The sequence below is a fragment of the Methanobacterium sp. genome, from assembly GCA_016222945.1.
Classification (GTDB): Archaea; Methanobacteriota; Methanobacteria; order Methanobacteriales; family Methanobacteriaceae; genus Methanobacterium_D.
The window spans coordinates 518,593-537,544 of the sequence record JACRPY010000002.1; the positions used below are offsets into that span (position 1 = coordinate 518,593).

Consider the following 18,952-nt stretch of genomic DNA (forward strand, 5'->3'; position numbering starts at 1 on the left):
GAATTATAATGGACCCATTATTATTAATCGGTGCTGTAACCGTTGGCGGAGTCCTAATTGGTGGGGGTGTACACTTCATACCAGTAGGAGGAGCTCCAGCAGCTATAGCAACAGCAACAGGTGTGGGAACAGGTACCGCTATGCTTGCAGCAGGTGGAGGTATGACAGGACTCATCACAGCAGCAGCCATGACAGGTCAACCTCTCTGGTTGGTCTTAGCTTCAGGCGCTATCGGTTCAGCTTTAATGCTCGGTATAACTATGCTCGTAGGTAACTGGGTTTACGTATTCGGAGTAGGATGTGTACCGGCATCAGCAAAAGTGGACACTGACCCACTAACTAAATATGAACAAAGTAAGTTTGTTACACCAGGTACCGAAGGTCACGGAATTCCAACAGTTTGTTTTGTAAGTGGAATTATAGGTGGACTTTTAGGTGGAATTGGTGGAGGATTAGCTTATTACTACCTCTACGATGCACTAATTCAGATTCCAGCATACGCAGTAAAATCTGGAGAAACAATAGCAATAAGTGCAGCAATGCTTGCAGGAATATTAGCTTTAGGATTGTTCTTTATAAACGCGGTAGTAGCTTCCTATAACATTGGAGGTACCATCGAAGGATTCCACGATCCTAAGTTCAAGAGACTTCCAAGAGGAGTATTAGCATGTATAATTGCCTCATTAGTAGTCGGAATTGTAGGAGTATTGCTAATTAAAGGAGGTGCTGTATAATGTCAGCAGCAGGCGGAGGACCCGCAGGTGTAGCTGTACCAGCCACACAAACCTTAGCACTCGGTGTTGTAGGAGGACTTGTAGGTATATACTTATTACCATACGCAGGCCCAGTATTCGGACCACTATTTGCAGCTCTTGGAGCAGTCGCAGCCATAATATGGGGTGCTGACGCAATAAGAAGAGTAGCAAGCTATGGTTTAGGAACTGGAGTACCTTCAATTGGATACATGTCACTATCTATCGGTGTTGTAGGTGGAATAGCAGGAATAGCCGGAGCACTTTTACTCGGCCCTAAATTAGCTATTGCAGGCCCAGTACTGGGACTTGTAATATCCATGATAGTAGGAGCAATAGTTGCACTTGTCGGTAAAAAAATCATAAAGATGAAAATACCAGTCTTAGTACAAGGTACTGCCGAACTTGCAGGAGCATCAGCATTATCTGTAATCGGATTTTCAGCAGCTATAGCTGGAAGCATAGAACTTGCAGCAATACAAACTGCAGTAATATCAACAGGATTCATAGCGCTGTTATTCATCATGAACACAATGGCCATACAACATCCGTTTAACGCATGTTTAGGACCAAACGAAGACCAAACAAGAACACTTAAACTGGCAGCATCCACAGGATTCATGTCAATGGCAATAGTAGGATTAATTGCACTATTAGTATCTGGTAACTGGAAAGTATCAATAGTTCCAATAGTAGGTGCTTTAGCATGGTTAATATCAATCAGAGCATTTATCCAAACATCAGCCAAAGACGCAGCATCAGTTGCATGGTCTGGTATGTGGCCTAAAGAAGAGGAGCACTAAGGAGGAATAAAAATGGCAGAAATGTTACCTTTAGTACAAGTTGTTCCTGAAATGAATTTAACTATTGACCCTTCTACAGGGATTTTAGGGGCCGCTGTTGGCGGTGCTGTAATAGTTTCCTTAGACTCAATAAATGAACAATTAGATGAATTAGAAATTGCAGTAGAAGATTTCTATACATCCTTAGACCCAACTACCGTATCTCCAGGTTCATACTCTGGAAGAGAAGGAGTTTACTTGAGTGCAGGTAAACTGACCAACATGGTTTATGGATTTGTAGTAGGATTAATACTGCTAGTCGCTCTATTTATGTAGGAGGTGTTAAAGTTGGCTGAAAAGAAATCACCAGCAGAAGGATGGCCTGTAATAAACGGGGATTATGTGGTCGGTGACCCAGAAAGCCCAGTTGCAGCAACCACACTCGGTTCTCACACAGAAGATGTTCCAGTAAGTGCAGGTGCAGCAATAGCAGGACCATGTAAAACTGAAAACCTCGGGATTGAAAAGATGCTTGCTAACCTGATATCTAACCCTAACCTAAGATTCCTCATTTTATGCGGATCAGAAGTACAGGGCCACATAACAGGTCAAAGTATAGAAGCACTGCACGCTAATGGTGTTGACCCAGAAAAAAGGAAAATAGTAGATGCAACTGGAGCTATTCCATTCATCGAAAACATTCCTGATGAGGGAATCGAAAGATTCCAGCAACAAATGGAACTCATAAGCATGATTGACACAGAAGACGCTGCTGCTATACAAGCAAAAGTAAAAGAATGCATCGAGAAAGATCCAGGGGCATTTGAAGAAGAAGCAATGATCATAAAAGTAGAAGAAGGTGCCGGAGAAGAAGAGGAAGGTGAAGCAATACCTCCTGTAGCTCCTGAAACAGCTTTAATCGAAGCTAGAATGCGTAATATCCAAACCGAAGTTAAAAACGTCGGTTCACTACAGAGAATATTCGCAGGTATGTATTCAGGTAAAGTTCAGGGAATAATGATTGGTTTAGCATTTACCCTGACTCTTGGAACCATACTACTCTTGAAATAATGGAGGTTTAAGATGTTAATATCCAATAAACCTAATATAAGAGGAATAAGGAAAGTAGCAGCAGATGTAAAATACAGGGCCGCATTGATTGGTAGAGATCAAAGGCTTTTTGCCGGACTCATAGCTACCAGACTCTATGGTATGGCTTTGGGATTTATACTGGCTATATTATTAGTGGGACTCCCAATTGCTTGGGTGTTACTAAAATAGGAGGGGCATGATAAGATGGCAGATGAAGAAAAAAATGTTATACCTCGTGTTATTGTCCCAGCCGATGATTTCAACAAAGCTAATGAGAGATTAAACGAAATGGAAGAGAAAGTAGAATTCACATGGGGTGAAGTCTCTCAGAGAATGGGTCAACAAATTGGTAGGGATATAGGTATCCTATATGGAATAATAATAGGGCTCATAATCCTATTTGTTTCATTCAGTGTTTTAAAAGCAGGATTAGTAATAAAAGCTTTACAATCTCTATTCGGGGGATAATTAGGAGGTTTTACATATGTTTAGATTTGATAAAGAACAAGTTGTAATAGATGTTGCCGGAGTAAAGGTTGGAGGCCAGCCTGGTGAATACCCAACTGTTTTGGCAGGAACTATATTTTATGGCGGACACAGTATTATAAGTGATGAAAAAGCAGGAGTTTTTGACAAAGATAAAGCAGAAGCCCTGATAAAAACTATGGAAGAAATGGCTGACGTTACAGGAAACCCATGTATTGTACAGACCTTTGGGCAAACACCTGAAGCTATTGTTAAATACCTGGAATTTGTAGGTGAAGTATGTGATGCACCATTCATGATTGATTCAACTTCAGCAGAAGCTAAAGTTGCAGGTGCAAAATATGCTGATGAAGCAGGATTGGCTGAAAGGGCAATCTACAACTCCATAAACATGGCTTCTGAAGCCGATGAACTAGCAGCTGTAGCTGAAACCGCTATCTCATCATCCATTGTTCTAGGATTCAACCCAATGGAACCAGGTGTAGAAGGTAAAATCAACATCTGGGAAAATGGTGGAAGCGTTTTAGACAAAGGACTTATGGAAATGGCTGAAGAATGTGGAATTACCAAACCGTTCATGGACGTAGCTATTACTCCATTAGGACAAGGTGCAGGACCTGCATGCAGAACATCATTTGCTGTTAAAAGTAAATGGGGTCTTCCTGTAGGATCAGGTATCCACAACGTACCATCCGCATGGGATTGGCTCAGAACATACAAAAAACCTGTGGATAAAGGTGGACTAGGACACGCAGAAGCATGGCCAGTTTGTGATGTAGGTTCCAACCTCATTCAACAAATGGCTGGTGGAGACTTCGTACTCTTTGGCCCTATTGAAAACGCTAGAATGGCTTTCCCAGCATGTGGAATGGCTGACATATTCATAGCAGAAGCAGCTAAAGACATAGGAACAGAACCAGTTGAAGACCATCCGTTCTTCAAATTGCTCTAAATATAGGCGATTATTCGCCTAAATTTCTTTATTTTTTTTAAATAATTGTTATTTCTAAATTAATTTTGTTTGGATATAATTTTCTAAATTTCAGTCCCATTTTTTCTATAATAATTTCACAAAATATATATCCTCTATTAACAACCTAATTAATAGATTTTAATTTTTCGGAGGTTGAAGGAAATCTCTCAAAAACAGGAGGTTTTTGGAGCGCAAAAAACATAGTTTTTTGCAAGCTGTCAAAATTTATAATTTTGATGCCACAAATCGGAGATTTGCAGGCTTTGATTTCCTGAACCCCGAAAATATTTATTTTCGGAGGGTATTCCATTGTCACTATTGGGAAAAATATTTAGTAGAGGTCCAAAGCCGGTAATTGCAAAAAGTAGATATATTACAATTGAAGATGCGAAAATGGCATCATTTACAAAGAAAACAGCAGGACAAGGATATGGTATGAACATGCGGCCAGATGTTTATTACATCGTTGCATCTGTTGAACTGGGAAATACAACCACCAAATGTATTCTAACAGCCACAAACTTGAACACCAGCAGAACATATCTCCTGGATAAAACAGTAAAAATGACCAGAGATATCAGACCGCCCAAAAAAGGCGAAAAGGTCTTTGGTGAAACAGTTTGGCATGTAGAACTTACTAAAGAATCTGTTTCTGAAATGGTTAGAGACACAATCTTTGAATCAGTAAAACGTTCAAAAATAGATATAGAAAAAGATTTAGACTTTGTTGTGCGTTCTACAGGAGTTACTGCAGGATTTGCATCACCTAAAGAAGTTGGAGAACTTATAATAGCTCTGGCAGATGGATGTCTTGATGCAGGAATCCCTCCACGAAAAATGGCCCCTGCAATGTCCATAGACAGTTTCCCAGAAAAATTAAAAGATTTCACCCTAATTGAGAAGGTAATGTTTGACGGGGCAGTTGTAAGTGTGCTTCCACCAACAGGAAAAGCAGTAGTGGCCAATGAAATGGAAGGAGAGCTTGTAACTGGAGGTATAAAAGTAGGTGCTAAATGGACAAATGTTGATTACAGAAATCCATGTGTATCAATTGATTTTGGAACAACACTTGCTGGAAGAATTACAAACAGCGAAGAACCATATGCAAGAACAATAGGCAACTTCTGTGGCCTTGCTGGAGGAGTATCTGATGCTATAATCCGTGGAACAGAAAAGGTAGATAAACGTGGAGGAGCAGCATTAGATCTTTACAATAAAGACATTTTAAAAAAAGCAAACTGGAAACTGGCTGAAGAATATGCGCAGCGTGCCCATGAACATTTGGATATAGGAAGAGTTCCAGAAAACAGGGAAAGGTTTGGAACAGTTCCTGTAGATGCCAAAGCTGCATATGATGCGGGAACAACACTTATTGGGTGTGATGTAGGTAAAAATGGGGATAAAATTCCAAAATTAACAGAATTGGGCCATGAAATATACGCTGAAAGCGGAATACACACTTTATTTGCTACTCTTGACCATGTAAGTGCCATGATTGTAAAACGTTTACTTGATGAAGCATTTGCAGAAGGTGTAATTGAAGAAGGCTCTGCATTGGGTGTAACAGGCAGAGCAGGGATAACTGGAAGAAAACCAGAACTTATACTTAACTATTCAAAAGACTGTTTCAATAACACTCTTTTTGTGTCTGATGCTCTTGCAATGGGTGCAGCAGTAATGGCAAGATGTATGAACTCCATAGGAACACCACATATACCTATTGGGGGAAAACAAGGTGGGCCATGCATATTAGGACAGCGAAGGAAACTTCAAAAGAAAAAAGGAATGATTTAATCTTTTTTTTAGATTAGAAAATATAAAATTAGGAGATTAGAAAGTTCTAAGCTCTTCTAATCTTTTTATTCTTTTATCCATTGGAGGATGAGTTGAAAACAAATTTAAAAGTGTTTTTGATTTCCCTCCAAAAGGATTAACTATGAACATGTGGGCTGTTGCAGGATTTGCATCCATTGGTTTTGTATTAACGCTCATTTGAAGTTTGTTTAAAGCGTCTGCAAGTGCTAATGGGTTTCCAGAGATTTGTGCACCACTTTCATCAGCTTTATATTCTCTTGATCTGCTTATTGCAAATTGGACCATTATGGCGGCAATTGGCGCAAGTATAGTCATTGCAATTATTCCAATTATGCCTTCTGCGTCGTCTCCACCACCAAATATGGCGAAGAATCTTGCATAATCTGCAACTATTATTATAGCGCCAGCTATTGTGGCAGCGACTGCACTAATTAATATATCTCTGTTTTTTACGTGCCCTAATTCGTGACCTATAACTCCTTCAAGCTCATCTTTATTTAATAAATTCAATATGCCTGTAGTTACTGCTACAACTGCATTTTGAGGGTTTCTACCTGTTGCAAAGGCGTTTGGAGTAGAATTTTCAACTATTGCAACTTTGGGTTTAGGAATTCCTGCATTCATTGCAAGCTCCTCAACTATTGAATGGAGTTCGGGAGCTTCTTCTTCAGAAACAATTCTTGCTCCATACATTTTAAGCACAATTTTGTCAGAATAGAAATATGAGGCAAAATTCAGGGCAATTGCAAATAAAAAGAAAATTAATGCCCCTAAAATTCCTACTTTGAAAAATGAGCCTATTAAATAGCCTATACCAATTAATAAACCTGTTAAAAAACTGAATAATAGTAATATTTTAATGTTATCAAACATCTGGTTACCACCACGGATTTTAGTTATTATACCTTGTTAATATCTCTAAATATTTTATTAGCAAAGGATATTATTGGGGAATGGATATATATAAATTTTGTGTTTAAGTTTAAATGCCCCTAAATTTCAAGGAAGTCTTCAAAATGGTTACAGCAATAATAATGGCCGGTGGAAAAGGCAGTAGAATGGATTTAAACAGTGAAAAACCTCTTATAAAAATAAATAATAAATTTATGATAGAATATGTAATTGAAGCATTAAAACAGTCTAAAAATATAGATAACATACTTGTTGCAACAAGCAAAAACACGCCAAAAACTGATGAATATCTAAAAAAACAGGGAATAAAGACAGTAATGACATCTGGTGATGATTATGTGTATGATCTCCAATTTATCATCGCTAATTGTGATTTAGATGATGTTTTACTTACAATAACTGCAGATTTACCTTTAATAAATAGCAGCATTATTGACCATGTTCTTGATGAATATGGGAAATCATCGAAGCCAGCAATGAGTGTTGTTGTTCCAGAGGATTTTTTTAAAAAAAATGGCTTGAAACCAACAGCAGTGTTTGATAATATGGTGCCATCGGGATTAAATATATTAATAAGAATCAACAAGACACAAAATGAGGAAGTTTTAGTTTTAGAAAAAATAGAACTTGCCTTGAATATTAATACGTGTGAAGACATGAAATTTCTTAAGAAACTGTTGGGTGATGATGATGGTAAATGAAGATAGAAAACCTATAAAAGGGGAAGAAAAGGTCTGGAGCGAAATTAAAGGATATCAGGTTGCTACAAACAATGCAAGAATATTAGGGGAATTGGATGAACTTATAATAAACGGTAAAACCGGAAAAATCACTGATGTAGTAATTAAAGTTGAAAAAGGTAGAAACATCAATGTTAAAGGCGCAAAGAAAAAAGGCGACCATTTATTAGTTCCATTTGGAAAAGTGGAGAAAGTCGGTGAGTTTATAATAATTTCAGAATCATAATTTACTTATTTTTCAAATTACATACAATTTTTAATTTAGAATTAGCCTGATTAGAGATTATACTATTTTTTTAAATAATTAAAAAAAAGAAAAAAATAAGTTAAGATGCAATGATTACATGCCTTTTAGGCTCATATCAAGCATTCTTTTAGTTTCATCAGCAAGTTCTTGAGGTAAACCAGTAATATCCATGCTTAAAAATCCTCTTACAATCATTGAAGCAGCTTCTTCTTCTGTAAGACCTCTTGACATTAGATATAATACTTCTTCTTCAGCTATTTTACCTACAGCTGCCTCGTGAGACATTTCAAGCTCTGTAGCACTACCTTCAAGCTCTGGAACAGCATAAATCATGGAATCATCAGATAAAACCAAACCATGACATTCCAAATGCCCTTTAACGTTCTGTGTTCTGCCAGCTAAGTGTCCACGTGAATAAATTTGTGACTGATCCTTTGAAACTGCTCTTGAAATCATTTCACAGCTAGCTCCATCTCCTTCTAAAATAACTCGAGATCCCATATCCAACACAGAGTCTTTTTGACCTCCCAGAATGGATTGGAATAACACTTTGGAATTTTTACCGGAACAATAGGCTGTAGGGTAAGATTGGATGCTTCTAACAGGGCTGGTAAGTATATAATTGCTGATATAAGTGGAATCATCCCCAACCATAACACCAGTTCTTGGACGTACATCTACCTGTTCAGCCCAGTTGTGAACCATGGTAAAAGTAATTTTAGCTCCTTTTTTAAGATAAAACTCAGATACTCCAACGTGAAGGGCAGAACTTACGTCTTCGCCTGTAGCACAGCCAGTTATGATGTGTAATTCAGAATTTTCCTCAGCAATGATAACATTGTGAGCTGTTTGCATTACTTTTTCATCGCCAATAAACATACATGCCTGTAAAGGGAACACTTCTTTTGAACCAGGTAAAGATCTTATGAAGTAACCGCTGCTTCCTTCTTCATTTTCTCTAATTGCTGTTTGGGCTGTATATTTATCTGTATCTGGAGCCACAGCTTTCCACATGTAATCTTTAATCCAGCCATACTTATCCATGGCCACGTTCATTCCCATTATTTCCACGCCTTCAGATGCGCATGTGGTACAGACTCCGCTTTGATCAACTTGAATAAATGTCCCTGATCGTTCGTTCTCATTAGGGTCTACACCAACTTTAAGCAAGGTGTCCTGTACTTTTTTAGGAACTTCTGAGGCTTTATCTACCCTTTCATGTTCTCCTGCTTCTTCTTTGATGAATTTTTCAAGATCGATATCTTCTCCATAGAGAGCTTTCTTTTCACTTGCTTTTTTTGCCCGATCTAGTGTATTTTGCAACATTCAACACATCCTTTAAATCCTTCTTTTCGAATATCTTCTAAAATTTCTGCAGGGTTGCCTGAACATGCTATTTTGCCATCCATAAGCACGTGAGCTGTGTCAGCAGCAACGAAATTTAAAATATAACCTAAATGAGTTATAAGGAGTCCTGATTTTTCTCTTAATCCTGGTTTTTTATCTTTATCGAGTAGCACGTTGATTTCTTCAGCAAGAAGTTCCACATTTTCGATATCTACACCAGAATCTGGTTCGTCGAACATTACAAAGTCAGGCTGCTGGGCAAGAAGCTGTAGAATTTCAGAACGCTTTACTTCACCGCCTGAAAATCCGAGATTCACATCTCTTTCCAAGAATCTATCGCTCATTTTTAATTTTTCAGCGATTTCTGCCAGTTCTGGGCTTAACTCTTCTTCATCAGGCTTTCCATGCATGCTCTCCATTTTTAGAAGATCTTTTAATTTTACTCCTCTTATTGCTGGAGGATTCTGGAAACTAACACCAATACCAGCTTTCACACGTTCTGTGGTTGTGAAATTGGTTATGTTTTCTCCTTTGAATATTATTTTTCCCCTAGTTACTTTATACTTTGGAAATCCTAATATTGTCATGAATAGTGTACTTTTTCCGGATCCATTGGGTCCTAGAAGAACGTGAGTTTCTCCTTGGCCTATGTTCAAGTTTATATCACTTAAAACTTCTCTTCCACTAACTTCAACGGCTAGATCAGTTATTTCTAGTAGCAGTTTTACCACCATCGTTTTTAATAATGTTATTTTTTAATTCTTAAAATCATGTTTCTGTATTTTATTTTATATAATCTAATATAGTATTTAACAATTGTTAATAGGGCTGATTTATGGTTAATATTTATATTAACCATGGTTGGTAAGACAATTATTATATGGTAGAAAAATAAATTACAAATTGCAGTATTTGGGGATTATATGGCACAATTAAATCTTTAAATAATCTATAGATAAATATAATATTTTTAATTTGGTATTAAAGCCCGATTAACGGGTAGTTTAAGGGCCAAAAATCTTGTTTTAATATATAAACTTTTCTACTTTGTTTTATAAGTAACCTTTATAATAATTGGTTTTATACCTATAAGTGTACATAGTACACAAATCTTAGTACGCTAATAGTACATGGATTAAACGCAAGGAGGAAACTCTATGGCTGAGGATGATATAAAAATCGTTATGTTTTGTTGTAACTGGTGCTCCTACGGTGGAGCAGACACAGCAGGTACCGCAAGGATGCAATATCCTCCGAACATACGTGTAATACGAGTAATGTGTTCAGGACGTATAGAACCACAATTTGTTCTAAAGGCATTCAGAGAAGGTGCTGACGGTGTTATTGTAGCCGGATGTCACCACGGGGACTGCCACTACGATGCAGGTAACTATAAATTAGATAGAAGAATGAGATTAATCTACAAACTTGTAGACGAATTAGGAATTGGAAAAGAAAGAGTATACCACGACTGGATTTCTGCATCAGAAGGGGAAAAATTCGCAGAAACAGTTAAGATGATGGTAGATCGTGTTAGTAACCTTGGACCATCACCGCTTAAGGCACAATTGGCAGAAGTTGAAGAAGCGGAGGCATAAACATGGCTGAAAAAATTAAATTAGGAAGTGTTTGGCTTGGTTGTTGTTCTGGGTGTGAACTGTCTATTGCAGATATACACGAAGCCATAGTAGATGTTTTAGGATTAGCAGATTTTGAATTCATGCCTGTTCTAATGGATGTTAAATATGATGAATGGACAGATGTAGATGTCGCCATAGTAACTGGAGGTATTCGAAACGAAGAAAACCTTGAACTGGCAAAAAAAGTACGTGAAAAAGCAGGTTTAGTTATGGCCTATGGTACTTGTGCTGTTTATGGAGGAATTTTCGGATTAGGAAACCTACACACTGTTGATGACCTTACACAAGAAGCTTACGTCAACTCTGAAAGTACATACAATGATGAAGGAATAATTCCTCATGATGGAGTACCTAAATTGGAAAGTAGGCATAGGGCACTAACTGATGTCATTGACGTCGATTTAGCTTTGCCTGGCTGTCCACCTCGCTCCGATGTAGTTGCACAGATTGTTATGGCTCTCTTAAAAGGAGAAGAATTACCTGAAATACCAAATACAAACTTATGTGAAGTTTGTCCTAGAGAAAAGCCACCGGAAGGAATGGCTATGGATAAAATCATTCGACAGTTTGAACTGGGAATGCCTGATGATGATGTTTGTTTAGTAACCCAAGGATTAGTATGCATGGGCCCAGCAACAATGTCCCTTTGTGGAGCAGAATGTCCAAGCATAGCTATTCAATGTAGAGGATGTTACGGACCAACTTCAAAGGTAATGGACCAAGGTGCAAAAATGATAAGTGCAATTGGGTCTGACTTTGGAATTGAACACGATAAAACCGTTGATCCAGAGGCAGTTGCTGACCAACTTGATGATGTGGTTGGAACTTTCTATACCTACACGCTCCCAGCGTCTCTCGTGCCATTTAAGGTGAAAAAGGAGGGTAAATAAATGGTTAAATTAACACTTGAACCTGTGACTAGGATTGAAGGTCACGCTAAAATCACAGTGGAACTGGATGACGCAGGAAACGTCCAGGACACCAAACTCCACGTTATGGAATTCCGTGGATTTGAAAAATTCATGCAGGGAAGAAACATTGAGGAAGCTCCTCGAATTGTTCCTAGAATCTGTGGTATCTGTGATGTACAGCACCACCTGGCGGCTGCTAAAGCAGTTGACGCATGTTTCGGATACGGTGGCGAAGATATTCTTCCTGCTGCTTATAAAATGAGGGAGATTATGAACTGGGGTTCATATATGCACTCCCACGCTCTGCACTTTTACTTCCTGGCTGCACCAGATTTCATAGCTGGAAAAGACAGAAAAACCAGGAACGTATTCCAAATAGTTAAAGACGCCCCTGAACTAGCTCTTCAAGCTATTGAACTCAGGAAAAATGCTTTAGACATCGTGAAAGCCATTGGTGGCCGGCCAATTCACCCAACATCCTCCACTCCTGGTGGAATATCCACGGAGTTAGACGATGAAACACAGAAAGAATTACTGAAAAAAGCACAGAGGAACATTGAACTGGCAGTAGCTACCATAGAAACAGCTAAGCCAATATTTGTCGAAAACCTCGAATTAGTGAACTCTCTTGGTAACATTGTAACCAAACACACTGGTCTAACCAAAAATGGTGTATGGGATGTTTATGATGGCGATGTACGAATAAAAGATGAAGATGGTAACATGTTCAAAGAATTCAAGCCAGCAGACTATCTGGACACCATCGCGGAACACGTTAAACCATACTCATGGCTCAAATTCCCATACATAAAAGACCTGGGTTACCCAGAAGGTATCTACAGAGTTTCACCAATGTCCAGACTTAACGTTGCTGACAAGATGCCAGATGCTGCGCCACAGGCTCAAGATTATTTCAAAGAGTTCCATGACACTTTTGGATATGGACAACAGACTTTACTCTACCACTGGGCGAGACTCATAGAACTCGTTGCTGCTGCTGAATGTGCAGCTGACGCATTAGAAGGAGACTTATCCGGACAGAAATTCCCAGACTCCCTTGAAAGGGCAGCTGGTGAAGGTGTAGGAATCGTGGAAGCACCACGTGGAACATTAACCCACCACTACGCATGTGACGACAATGGTATCATAACCAAAGCCAATATTGTAGTGGCCACTATCCAGAACAACCCTGCGATGGAAATGGGTATCCAGAAAGTAGCCCAAGACTACATAAAACCAGGTGTAGAGGTAGATGACAGTGTTTTCAACCTAATGGAGATGGTAATAAGAGCATACGACCCATGTCTATCATGCGCAACTCACGAAATTGACAGTCAAATGAAACTTGCAACCCTTGAAGTATATGACAGTGAAGGACACCTTATAAACAAAATTTAAACCATTTAAGGGTGAAAAAAATGATAGTAGTAAACAAGGAAGGTTGCATTAGATGCGGAGCTTGTGAGGGCACATGTCCAACAGCAGCAATTGCAGTAACACCTGAAGACGTGATTTACTGTGATTTATGTGCTGGTGAACCAAAATGTGTATCTACCTGTCCAACAGGTGCCTTAAAAGCTGAAGAGATGACATTAGACGAATCAGGAAATGTTCAAACTCGCATAGTTTTCAGTCCTTCAGCATGTGATCAGTGTGGAGAATGTGTAGAAGTATGCCCTCCAGATGTCTTAAAACTGGAAGAGGGAAAAGTGCAGCAAGTTCCATTACAAGGATTCTGTGTAATGTGCCAGAAATGTGTTGACGTTTGTCCAGTAGATGTTATAGGTATAGATGGCGTTAAAGAACCTAAAGTTGTTGTAAAAGATATCACAGGACCAATAGCCATCATAGACTGTACTGGTTGCGGAATGTGTGTTCCGGAATGTCCGGTAGATGCTATTACGCTTTCTGAATACGGAGAACCTATTGAAATCAATGAAGACACATGTATAAAATGTGGTGTATGTTCACAAACATGCCCATGGAATGCAGTGTACATCTCTGGTAAAGATCCTGTTAAAAGGGCTAAAGAGATGATATCATTCGATCTAAACCAAGAAACATGTATTGGATGTAATGTCTGTGTTGATGCATGTCCTGGAGACTTTATAAAGTCAAAGTCTGCTGATCTTTCAGTAGAACTTCCAGAAATTTGTACAGCATGTGGACTATGTGCTAAAATGTGTCCAGTTGAAGCAATAAACCTTAATGTTGAGCTTGGACCTGCAAAACCAGCATCTGAAGAAGGACTTGTCCGAGATGAAGAACTCTGTGTTTTAGACGGAGGATGTGCTACAGTATGTCCTACTGAAGCTATAAGAGTAGAACCTGGCAAATCTTATTCCATGTGTACAAGATGCGGAGCATGTGCATCAAAATGCCCAACAGGTGCATTAAAAGTATCACAGATAGACAAAGAAATCGATGGTGAAATAGTCAAAAGAGACAGAATAGAATTCAGCCCAGCATTGTGTGATGAATGCGGTGACTGTATTGAAGTATGTCCTTACGACATGCTGAAACTTGAAGAAGGCGCGAAAGTACCTTTAACAGGGTTCTGTATACTCTGTGACAAATGTATTGATCACTGTCCAAACGATGCATTATCTCTAAAATAAAAACAGAAAATTAGTTTTTTTAGGTGGATTTTTCCACCTTAATATTTTATTTTTAGCTATTTTTGATATTAATAAAAAAAGTAAATTTTTATTCATTTAATTTGATGTAAATTCCATGTTTATCCAGATCAATTTCAACTATTACGCCTTTTAGATCTTTTCTTGCACCTAATATGTCTATAAGTTCTATGTTTTCACCATCAATCTTAATGGATAAAACATCTTCCATGATCATATCATTATCTGTTGAGTAAACTGTTGATTCGCACATTTTATCACTCCTACGTTTAATAATAATTACTAATTTTAATAAACAAATTTACCTTTATTCTCAAATATCTCCCCATTTTCCATAACAACATTTCCCCGGATCATGGTCATAACAGGCGTTCCTTTAACTTTAAATCCACTAAATGGAGAATATTTGGCCTTTGTTTTGAAGTTTTCTGGAGTTATTATGCTTTCTTTTTTCATATCCACAAATACAAAATCAGCATCCATTCCCTCTTTAATCATTCCCTTATTTTCAAGTTTGAATATCTTTGCAGGATTTTCGCATAAAAGACGCTTTATATCTCCAAAACCCATTTTATTTTGATTAATTTGAGTTAAAAGCAATGGAAGTGTTGTATCCAGATTTGGAATTCCGGGTGGGGCTTCCCATACATTTCTTTTCTTTTCTTTAAGTGTGTGTGGCGCGTGATCTGTTCCAATTGTATCTATATTCTTTAAATCTGAAATTTTTAAACGATTTTTATTATCTCGAAGTGGAGGATTTGTTTTTGCCAAATTACCCCATTTTTCAAAATAAGAATCATCCAAAAAGAGATGGTGAGGTGTTATTTCTGAAGTAACTTTACAGCCCATATTTTTACTTTGATTTACAAGTTCAAGGGATTTGGACGTGCTAACATGACAAATATGGGTATTTACATTAAAAAAATTTGCTAATGCAATGCTTGTGGAAACACTGACAATTTCTGCAAGTGGTGGCCGTGCATTGGCATATATTTTAGCATTTGAATCGCTATTGGTTCTTTCAGATTCCATACAGTAATCAGTGATACTTTTATCTTCGGCATGCACGGAAATCAACTGATCTTGAGATAATTTTGAAACTTCTTTAAATATCTCCATTATAAACCCATTATCAACTAAATCATTATATATTTTAAAAGATGCAGGCCTAAGCTTGGATAATGGTTTAATATGCTCTGTTTTATAAACACTGGCATGAAGAGCAAAGTCAACTATGCTCTTTTTTTCTGCAATCTTCTTTTTATCTAAGAAAGCTTTTTTAGTGGCAGTAGGTGGTTTAGTGTTAGGCATATCAATTACTGTGGTGAATCCGCCTGCAGCCGCAGACATGCTGCCGCTTCTAAAATCTTCCTTATAATTAAGTCCAGGATCTCTGAAGTGAACATGAGAATCAATTAAACCGGGTAAAACTGGATTTCCCTTGAGGTCTATTGTTTTTTCACATTTAGGGGGAATTTTTTTAATAAAAGCGATTTTTCCTTCTTCAATCCCTATGGAACATTCCCTGTTTTCTGGAACAATTTTACAGTTAATAAGACACAGATCAACCAATTTAACACCTTTTTTTAGCTGGATATATAGTTAGTATAATGGAAATATGGAAATTGATTCATTTTTCCCCATAAACTTAATATCTATGTATATCTTTTTGATTTATTAGATTTGTGTATATCATAAAGACTGCAAATTAAAAAATTATAAGTCATTAGAATTTGCCCCACTAAAAAATAAATTTATTCTTGAATGTGATTTATAGGTTAAATCTACCTTTTATTCTTCTGTATTGTTCTATGATATCTTTAACTTGTTCTTCAGCGTTCCTCTTTGCACTGTAAGGTAAAACATCACCATATAAATTAATTTCATTTTTTTCTAATTTTTCAATGTTACCATAGGCTGTTTTCTTCCAAATATCCAGCCATCCTTCTTCAGATGGCTGATTAGGTTTAATATCATTTAAATGTTCTCTCCACAGCTCCTGTCGGAAGTTCTGGATTGTACCTTTGGATTCAAAATCAAAAAGCAATGCATTCATCTCCATATTACGATGATTTTTGGACGTGCCTCTACTTCCAAACTCCTCTGCACAGCTCAAAGAAGAACCATCTAAATTAGAAGAGCCAATAGTGGCCCAAACATCGTCAACAATTGTTACTTTGCTGTGAACATAGCAGTGGCGCAGTTTATTCTCCTTATTTTCCAGTATACTGGACCATAGGGCAAAAACACCAATTTGCGGATGTTCAAGCACAGGTTTATCTAGATCCAATCCTAAAATTTTTAAACCATAATGCTGCCAGCTCCTATATGTGGGGACATCAGGAACTTCATTAATAACCATTATCAACTGTAAATCTGGTTTAGATTCAATAACCTTCTTTAAAGCATTTATAATATATTTGTTGGTGAAATACTGGTTTTCAAGGTAAATAAACTCTTCTGCATTTGTTATGGCCCTTCTATATGCTTCTAAAACTCCTGCTTCTTCCTTTTTATTTAATGTATTGGGAGTTACTGATCTTACAATTTGTATGGATTCATTAACTGCTTTTAAAGCATTATTCTGGACTGAAACAGGTTCTGTGCTTTTTAAAGAATTATTTTCTTTAATATAAACCGGATTTTTTAATATTTTATCGTTACCACTGTGGTAACTGTCTGAAAGATAATTCCAAAGCTCAATAAAGAATTCATCCACATATTCGATTGATTTACCTTCTAAATAAATGGAAACATCATGAACAGGACCTTCATTTTTCTTTAACCGTCGTGTTTCATCAACGAAATGTTTACGTGTGTCCCAGTAAGCTTGAGTAAAAGGAGACCCAATAATAAATGCTTTTTTCCCATCAACAACCAGAATTTTGGCGTGCATGGCATAAGGGCCATTTGCCGGGAATCTGCGGACATCTACATCACTACCCTTAAAATAATTGTTTATTTCATCAAAACTATCTGGAACAATGGCATTTTCATTTATTATAATTTTAACTGAAGCTCCTCGTTTATTTGCATCTAAAAGCTTATAAACAAGTTCTTTATCAGCTTCATAGCTTCCATCATCTAATTTAAAAAAACGAGGAACATAGTCAGGATAAAATTCAAACTGAGTTAAATGAATATATGACTCAGCATTATCTATTGCATCCACTATTCTTTCTAAAGCGTTTTTATTATCTATTAATATTTCAAAACTGTTTTTTTGTGAAAATCGAGATAATGAACTTTCATTTAATGTAACAAACCATCCCTCAAGCGCAGCACGGTTTATTACAATGTCATCAACGTATTTTATTGTTTCTTCCACATTATCATAGGTTTCTGTCTGGAAGAGGTTAAAAACCCCAAGCTGGTCTTTAACAATAATACGTATATCTGGCTCTTTATCTAAAATTTCTTTGTACTTGCTCTGCGGATAAAGAATCTGGTAATATCCTTCATCATCTGTTATGGATTCGCCTAATAAATCGTCTTCTAAAAAGAATAGTTTATTATATTTGTCTTTTACAAATTTCACTGAGTTATCGAGCATAGTATCCTTTTTAATAAATGAACCCAATGATTTAACCTTTGATTCAATAAGATCCATTGCATTTAATTCTATTTTCCCGAAATCAATGTCTTCTGCTATAACCCTTAATCCAGAGATAGGGCTGCTATTTTCATCAATTAATCTACCTTTAATGCCAATATTCCCGTTATTTACTTCTATATCTCCAAAATCAAAGATATTAGGGACGTTGTTTTTTGATAAGGACATTACAGATTCATCATCAATTAAAAATTCAAGTTTTAAATCAATTTTATCTTTAGATGGTGAATCCAAGTTATGGGTATAATCAATTTCAAAATAGCCTTTATCATCTGTTTTTGATTCTTCTAACTCGCTCTTCGATAAGATACTTGAATTATCCCATGCTTTCACAGTAATGTTAGAAATGGGCTTCTTATTTTGGTCAATTAAATGTCCGGATACTTTATTTTTAAGGGATTCCATTGATACCACTTAAATATTTAATTAAATCCGTATTTTAACTATAATTTACTCATTTAATTTTAAAACTGTTAATAATTACGTTAAAATCTGCTTGTGCACTGTTAAATTCAGATACAGGAGCATATAGGTGCATTTTAAATAATTTACCATTTTTATTAATAGTTACTTCCATCCGTGATGGTCCTGAGTCTCCTTTGCTCCTATAAATAATTTCTTGAGCATCTACACCATCCACCTTAATTGTTTTATTGGAAACAATCTCTAAAGGTAACATAACTGTTGCAGAAACAGTATTCTCTTTGCTGGAAACAGTTTTAGATTCATAAGCAGCAGTAATACTTGTTTTTTCTATTGTAATCTGTTTTTTACCATTAAATAATGAAACACTGTAATTTCCAGGATTTAAATTCCATCCTTCAGGATAATCAAAAGACATTTCACTATCTTCATAATGTTTCATTTTAGAATTTTTATCAGTAAGATTATTAGTTGTATTTTGACCTGTCTGGTTATTATTGCCAGTATTAATACATCCAGATGCCAGAACAATTAAAAACAAAATAGATATTATAAAAACATGTTTTTTCAAACTCAATACCCC

Annotated in this window: 21 protein-coding genes; 14 read left to right on the top strand and 7 right to left on the bottom strand. The window is 36.9% G+C overall.

Translation table 11 applies throughout. The features are described from left to right. The first annotated feature begins 8 nt into the window (after positions 1-8). The 8 genes from mtrD to HZC47_02850 all read left to right on the top strand — a co-directional run bounded on the left by mtrD (position 9) and on the right by HZC47_02850 (position 5,879). Positions 9-734 carry a tetrahydromethanopterin S-methyltransferase subunit D gene (mtrD, locus tag HZC47_02815; GenBank protein ID MBI5679811.1) on the top strand — a complete coding sequence of 242 codons (726 nt, stop codon included), beginning with the start codon at positions 9-11 and terminating at the stop codon, positions 732-734. Further along, on the top strand, positions 734-1,555 hold the full coding sequence (gene mtrC / locus HZC47_02820; GenBank protein MBI5679812.1) for a tetrahydromethanopterin S-methyltransferase subunit C: 822 nt from the start codon (positions 734-736) through the stop codon (positions 1,553-1,555). Before mtrD ends, mtrC begins: the two co-directional genes overlap by 1 nt. Positions 1,556-1,567: 12 nt before the next feature. Next, entirely contained in the window at positions 1,568-1,870 is a 303-nt protein-coding gene (gene mtrB, locus HZC47_02825) for a tetrahydromethanopterin S-methyltransferase subunit B (protein ID MBI5679813.1), read from the top strand. A gap of 12 nt (positions 1,871-1,882) precedes the next feature. Further along, a complete protein-coding gene (gene mtrA, locus HZC47_02830) occupies positions 1,883-2,605 on the top strand; it encodes a tetrahydromethanopterin S-methyltransferase subunit A (protein ID MBI5679814.1) in 723 nt (240 codons plus the stop codon). 12 nt (positions 2,606-2,617) lie between these two features. Continuing rightward, positions 2,618-2,815: a tetrahydromethanopterin S-methyltransferase subunit F gene (mtrF, locus tag HZC47_02835; protein MBI5679815.1), complete on the top strand. Its 198-nt coding sequence runs from the start codon at positions 2,618-2,620 to the stop codon at positions 2,813-2,815. 15 nt (positions 2,816-2,830) lie between these two features. Then, entirely contained in the window at positions 2,831-3,094 is a 264-nt protein-coding gene (mtrG, locus tag HZC47_02840) for a tetrahydromethanopterin S-methyltransferase subunit G (GenBank protein MBI5679816.1), read from the top strand. Positions 3,095-3,110: 16 nt separating this feature from the next. Then, a complete protein-coding gene (mtrH, locus tag HZC47_02845; GenBank protein ID MBI5679817.1) occupies positions 3,111-4,064 on the top strand; it encodes a tetrahydromethanopterin S-methyltransferase subunit H in 954 nt (317 codons plus the stop codon). Positions 4,065-4,394: 330 nt separating this feature from the next. After that, positions 4,395-5,879 carry a methanogenesis marker 14 protein gene (locus HZC47_02850; GenBank protein MBI5679818.1) on the top strand — a complete coding sequence of 495 codons (1,485 nt, stop codon included), beginning with the start codon at positions 4,395-4,397 and terminating at the stop codon, positions 5,877-5,879. Positions 5,880-5,915: 36 nt separating this feature from the next. Here the strand turns inward: HZC47_02850 and HZC47_02855 are convergent, their stop codons facing one another. Next, positions 5,916-6,773, bottom strand: a complete 858-nt coding sequence (locus HZC47_02855) for a zinc metalloprotease HtpX (GenBank protein ID MBI5679819.1) — start codon at positions 6,771-6,773, stop codon at positions 5,916-5,918. A gap of 143 nt (positions 6,774-6,916) precedes the next feature. On the opposite strand from HZC47_02855, the gene HZC47_02860 reads away from it, so the two are divergent. Beyond that, positions 6,917-7,513 (top strand): NTP transferase domain-containing protein, encoded by a 597-nt coding sequence (locus HZC47_02860; GenBank protein ID MBI5679820.1) that lies wholly within the window; start codon positions 6,917-6,919, stop codon positions 7,511-7,513. Further along, positions 7,503-7,778: a PRC-barrel domain-containing protein gene (locus tag HZC47_02865; GenBank protein MBI5679821.1), complete on the top strand. Its 276-nt coding sequence runs from the start codon at positions 7,503-7,505 to the stop codon at positions 7,776-7,778. The genes HZC47_02860 and HZC47_02865 overlap by 11 nt, the downstream gene beginning before the upstream one ends. Positions 7,779-7,892: 114 nt before the next feature. Here the strand turns inward: HZC47_02865 and HZC47_02870 are convergent, their stop codons facing one another. Both HZC47_02870 and sufC read right to left on the bottom strand, forming a co-directional pair. Next, entirely contained in the window at positions 7,893-9,125 is a 1,233-nt protein-coding gene (locus HZC47_02870; protein ID MBI5679822.1) for a SufD family Fe-S cluster assembly protein, read from the bottom strand. After that, on the bottom strand, positions 9,107-9,868 hold the full coding sequence (gene sufC, locus HZC47_02875; protein MBI5679823.1) for a Fe-S cluster assembly ATPase SufC: 762 nt from the start codon (positions 9,866-9,868) through the stop codon (positions 9,107-9,109). Before sufC ends, HZC47_02870 begins: the two co-directional genes overlap by 19 nt. Before the next feature lie 435 nt (positions 9,869-10,303). Between sufC and HZC47_02880 the strand changes: the two genes are divergently transcribed. Genes HZC47_02880 through HZC47_02895 form a run of 4 tightly spaced genes read left to right on the top strand, consistent with a single transcriptional unit; the run spans position 10,304 to position 14,315 of the window. Beyond that, positions 10,304-10,744 (top strand): hydrogenase iron-sulfur subunit, encoded by a 441-nt coding sequence (locus HZC47_02880; GenBank protein MBI5679824.1) that lies wholly within the window; start codon positions 10,304-10,306, stop codon positions 10,742-10,744. Between the two features lie 2 nt (positions 10,745-10,746). Beyond that, positions 10,747-11,676, top strand: a complete 930-nt coding sequence (locus tag HZC47_02885) for a F420-nonreducing hydrogenase (GenBank protein ID MBI5679825.1) — start codon at positions 10,747-10,749, stop codon at positions 11,674-11,676. Beyond that, positions 11,677-13,095: a F420-non-reducing hydrogenase subunit MvhA gene (gene mvhA, locus HZC47_02890; protein ID MBI5679826.1), complete on the top strand. Its 1,419-nt coding sequence runs from the start codon at positions 11,677-11,679 to the stop codon at positions 13,093-13,095. It begins immediately after the preceding gene. A 20-nt stretch (positions 13,096-13,115) separates the two neighbouring features. Next, complete coding sequence (locus HZC47_02895; GenBank protein MBI5679827.1) at positions 13,116-14,315, top strand: 4Fe-4S binding protein; 1,200 nt, start codon at positions 13,116-13,118, stop codon at positions 14,313-14,315. 88 nt (positions 14,316-14,403) lie between these two features. Here the strand turns inward: HZC47_02895 and HZC47_02900 are convergent, their stop codons facing one another. The 4 genes from HZC47_02900 to HZC47_02915 form a co-directional block, all read right to left on the bottom strand. Further along, positions 14,404-14,586 (bottom strand): CooT family nickel-binding protein, encoded by a 183-nt coding sequence (locus HZC47_02900; protein ID MBI5679828.1) that lies wholly within the window; start codon positions 14,584-14,586, stop codon positions 14,404-14,406. Between the two features lie 35 nt (positions 14,587-14,621). Further along, on the bottom strand, positions 14,622-15,905 hold the full coding sequence (locus tag HZC47_02905) for a dihydroorotase family protein (GenBank protein ID MBI5679829.1): 1,284 nt from the start codon (positions 15,903-15,905) through the stop codon (positions 14,622-14,624). Between the two features lie 199 nt (positions 15,906-16,104). Beyond that, a complete protein-coding gene (locus HZC47_02910; GenBank protein ID MBI5679830.1) occupies positions 16,105-18,351 on the bottom strand; it encodes a hypothetical protein in 2,247 nt (748 codons plus the stop codon). Positions 18,352-18,400: 49 nt separating this feature from the next. Next, the gene (locus tag HZC47_02915; GenBank protein ID MBI5679831.1) at positions 18,401-18,940 is read right to left on the bottom strand and encodes a hypothetical protein; all 540 of its coding nucleotides are present in this window, start codon (positions 18,938-18,940) and stop codon (positions 18,401-18,403) included. Positions 18,941-18,952 lie beyond the last annotated feature (12 nt).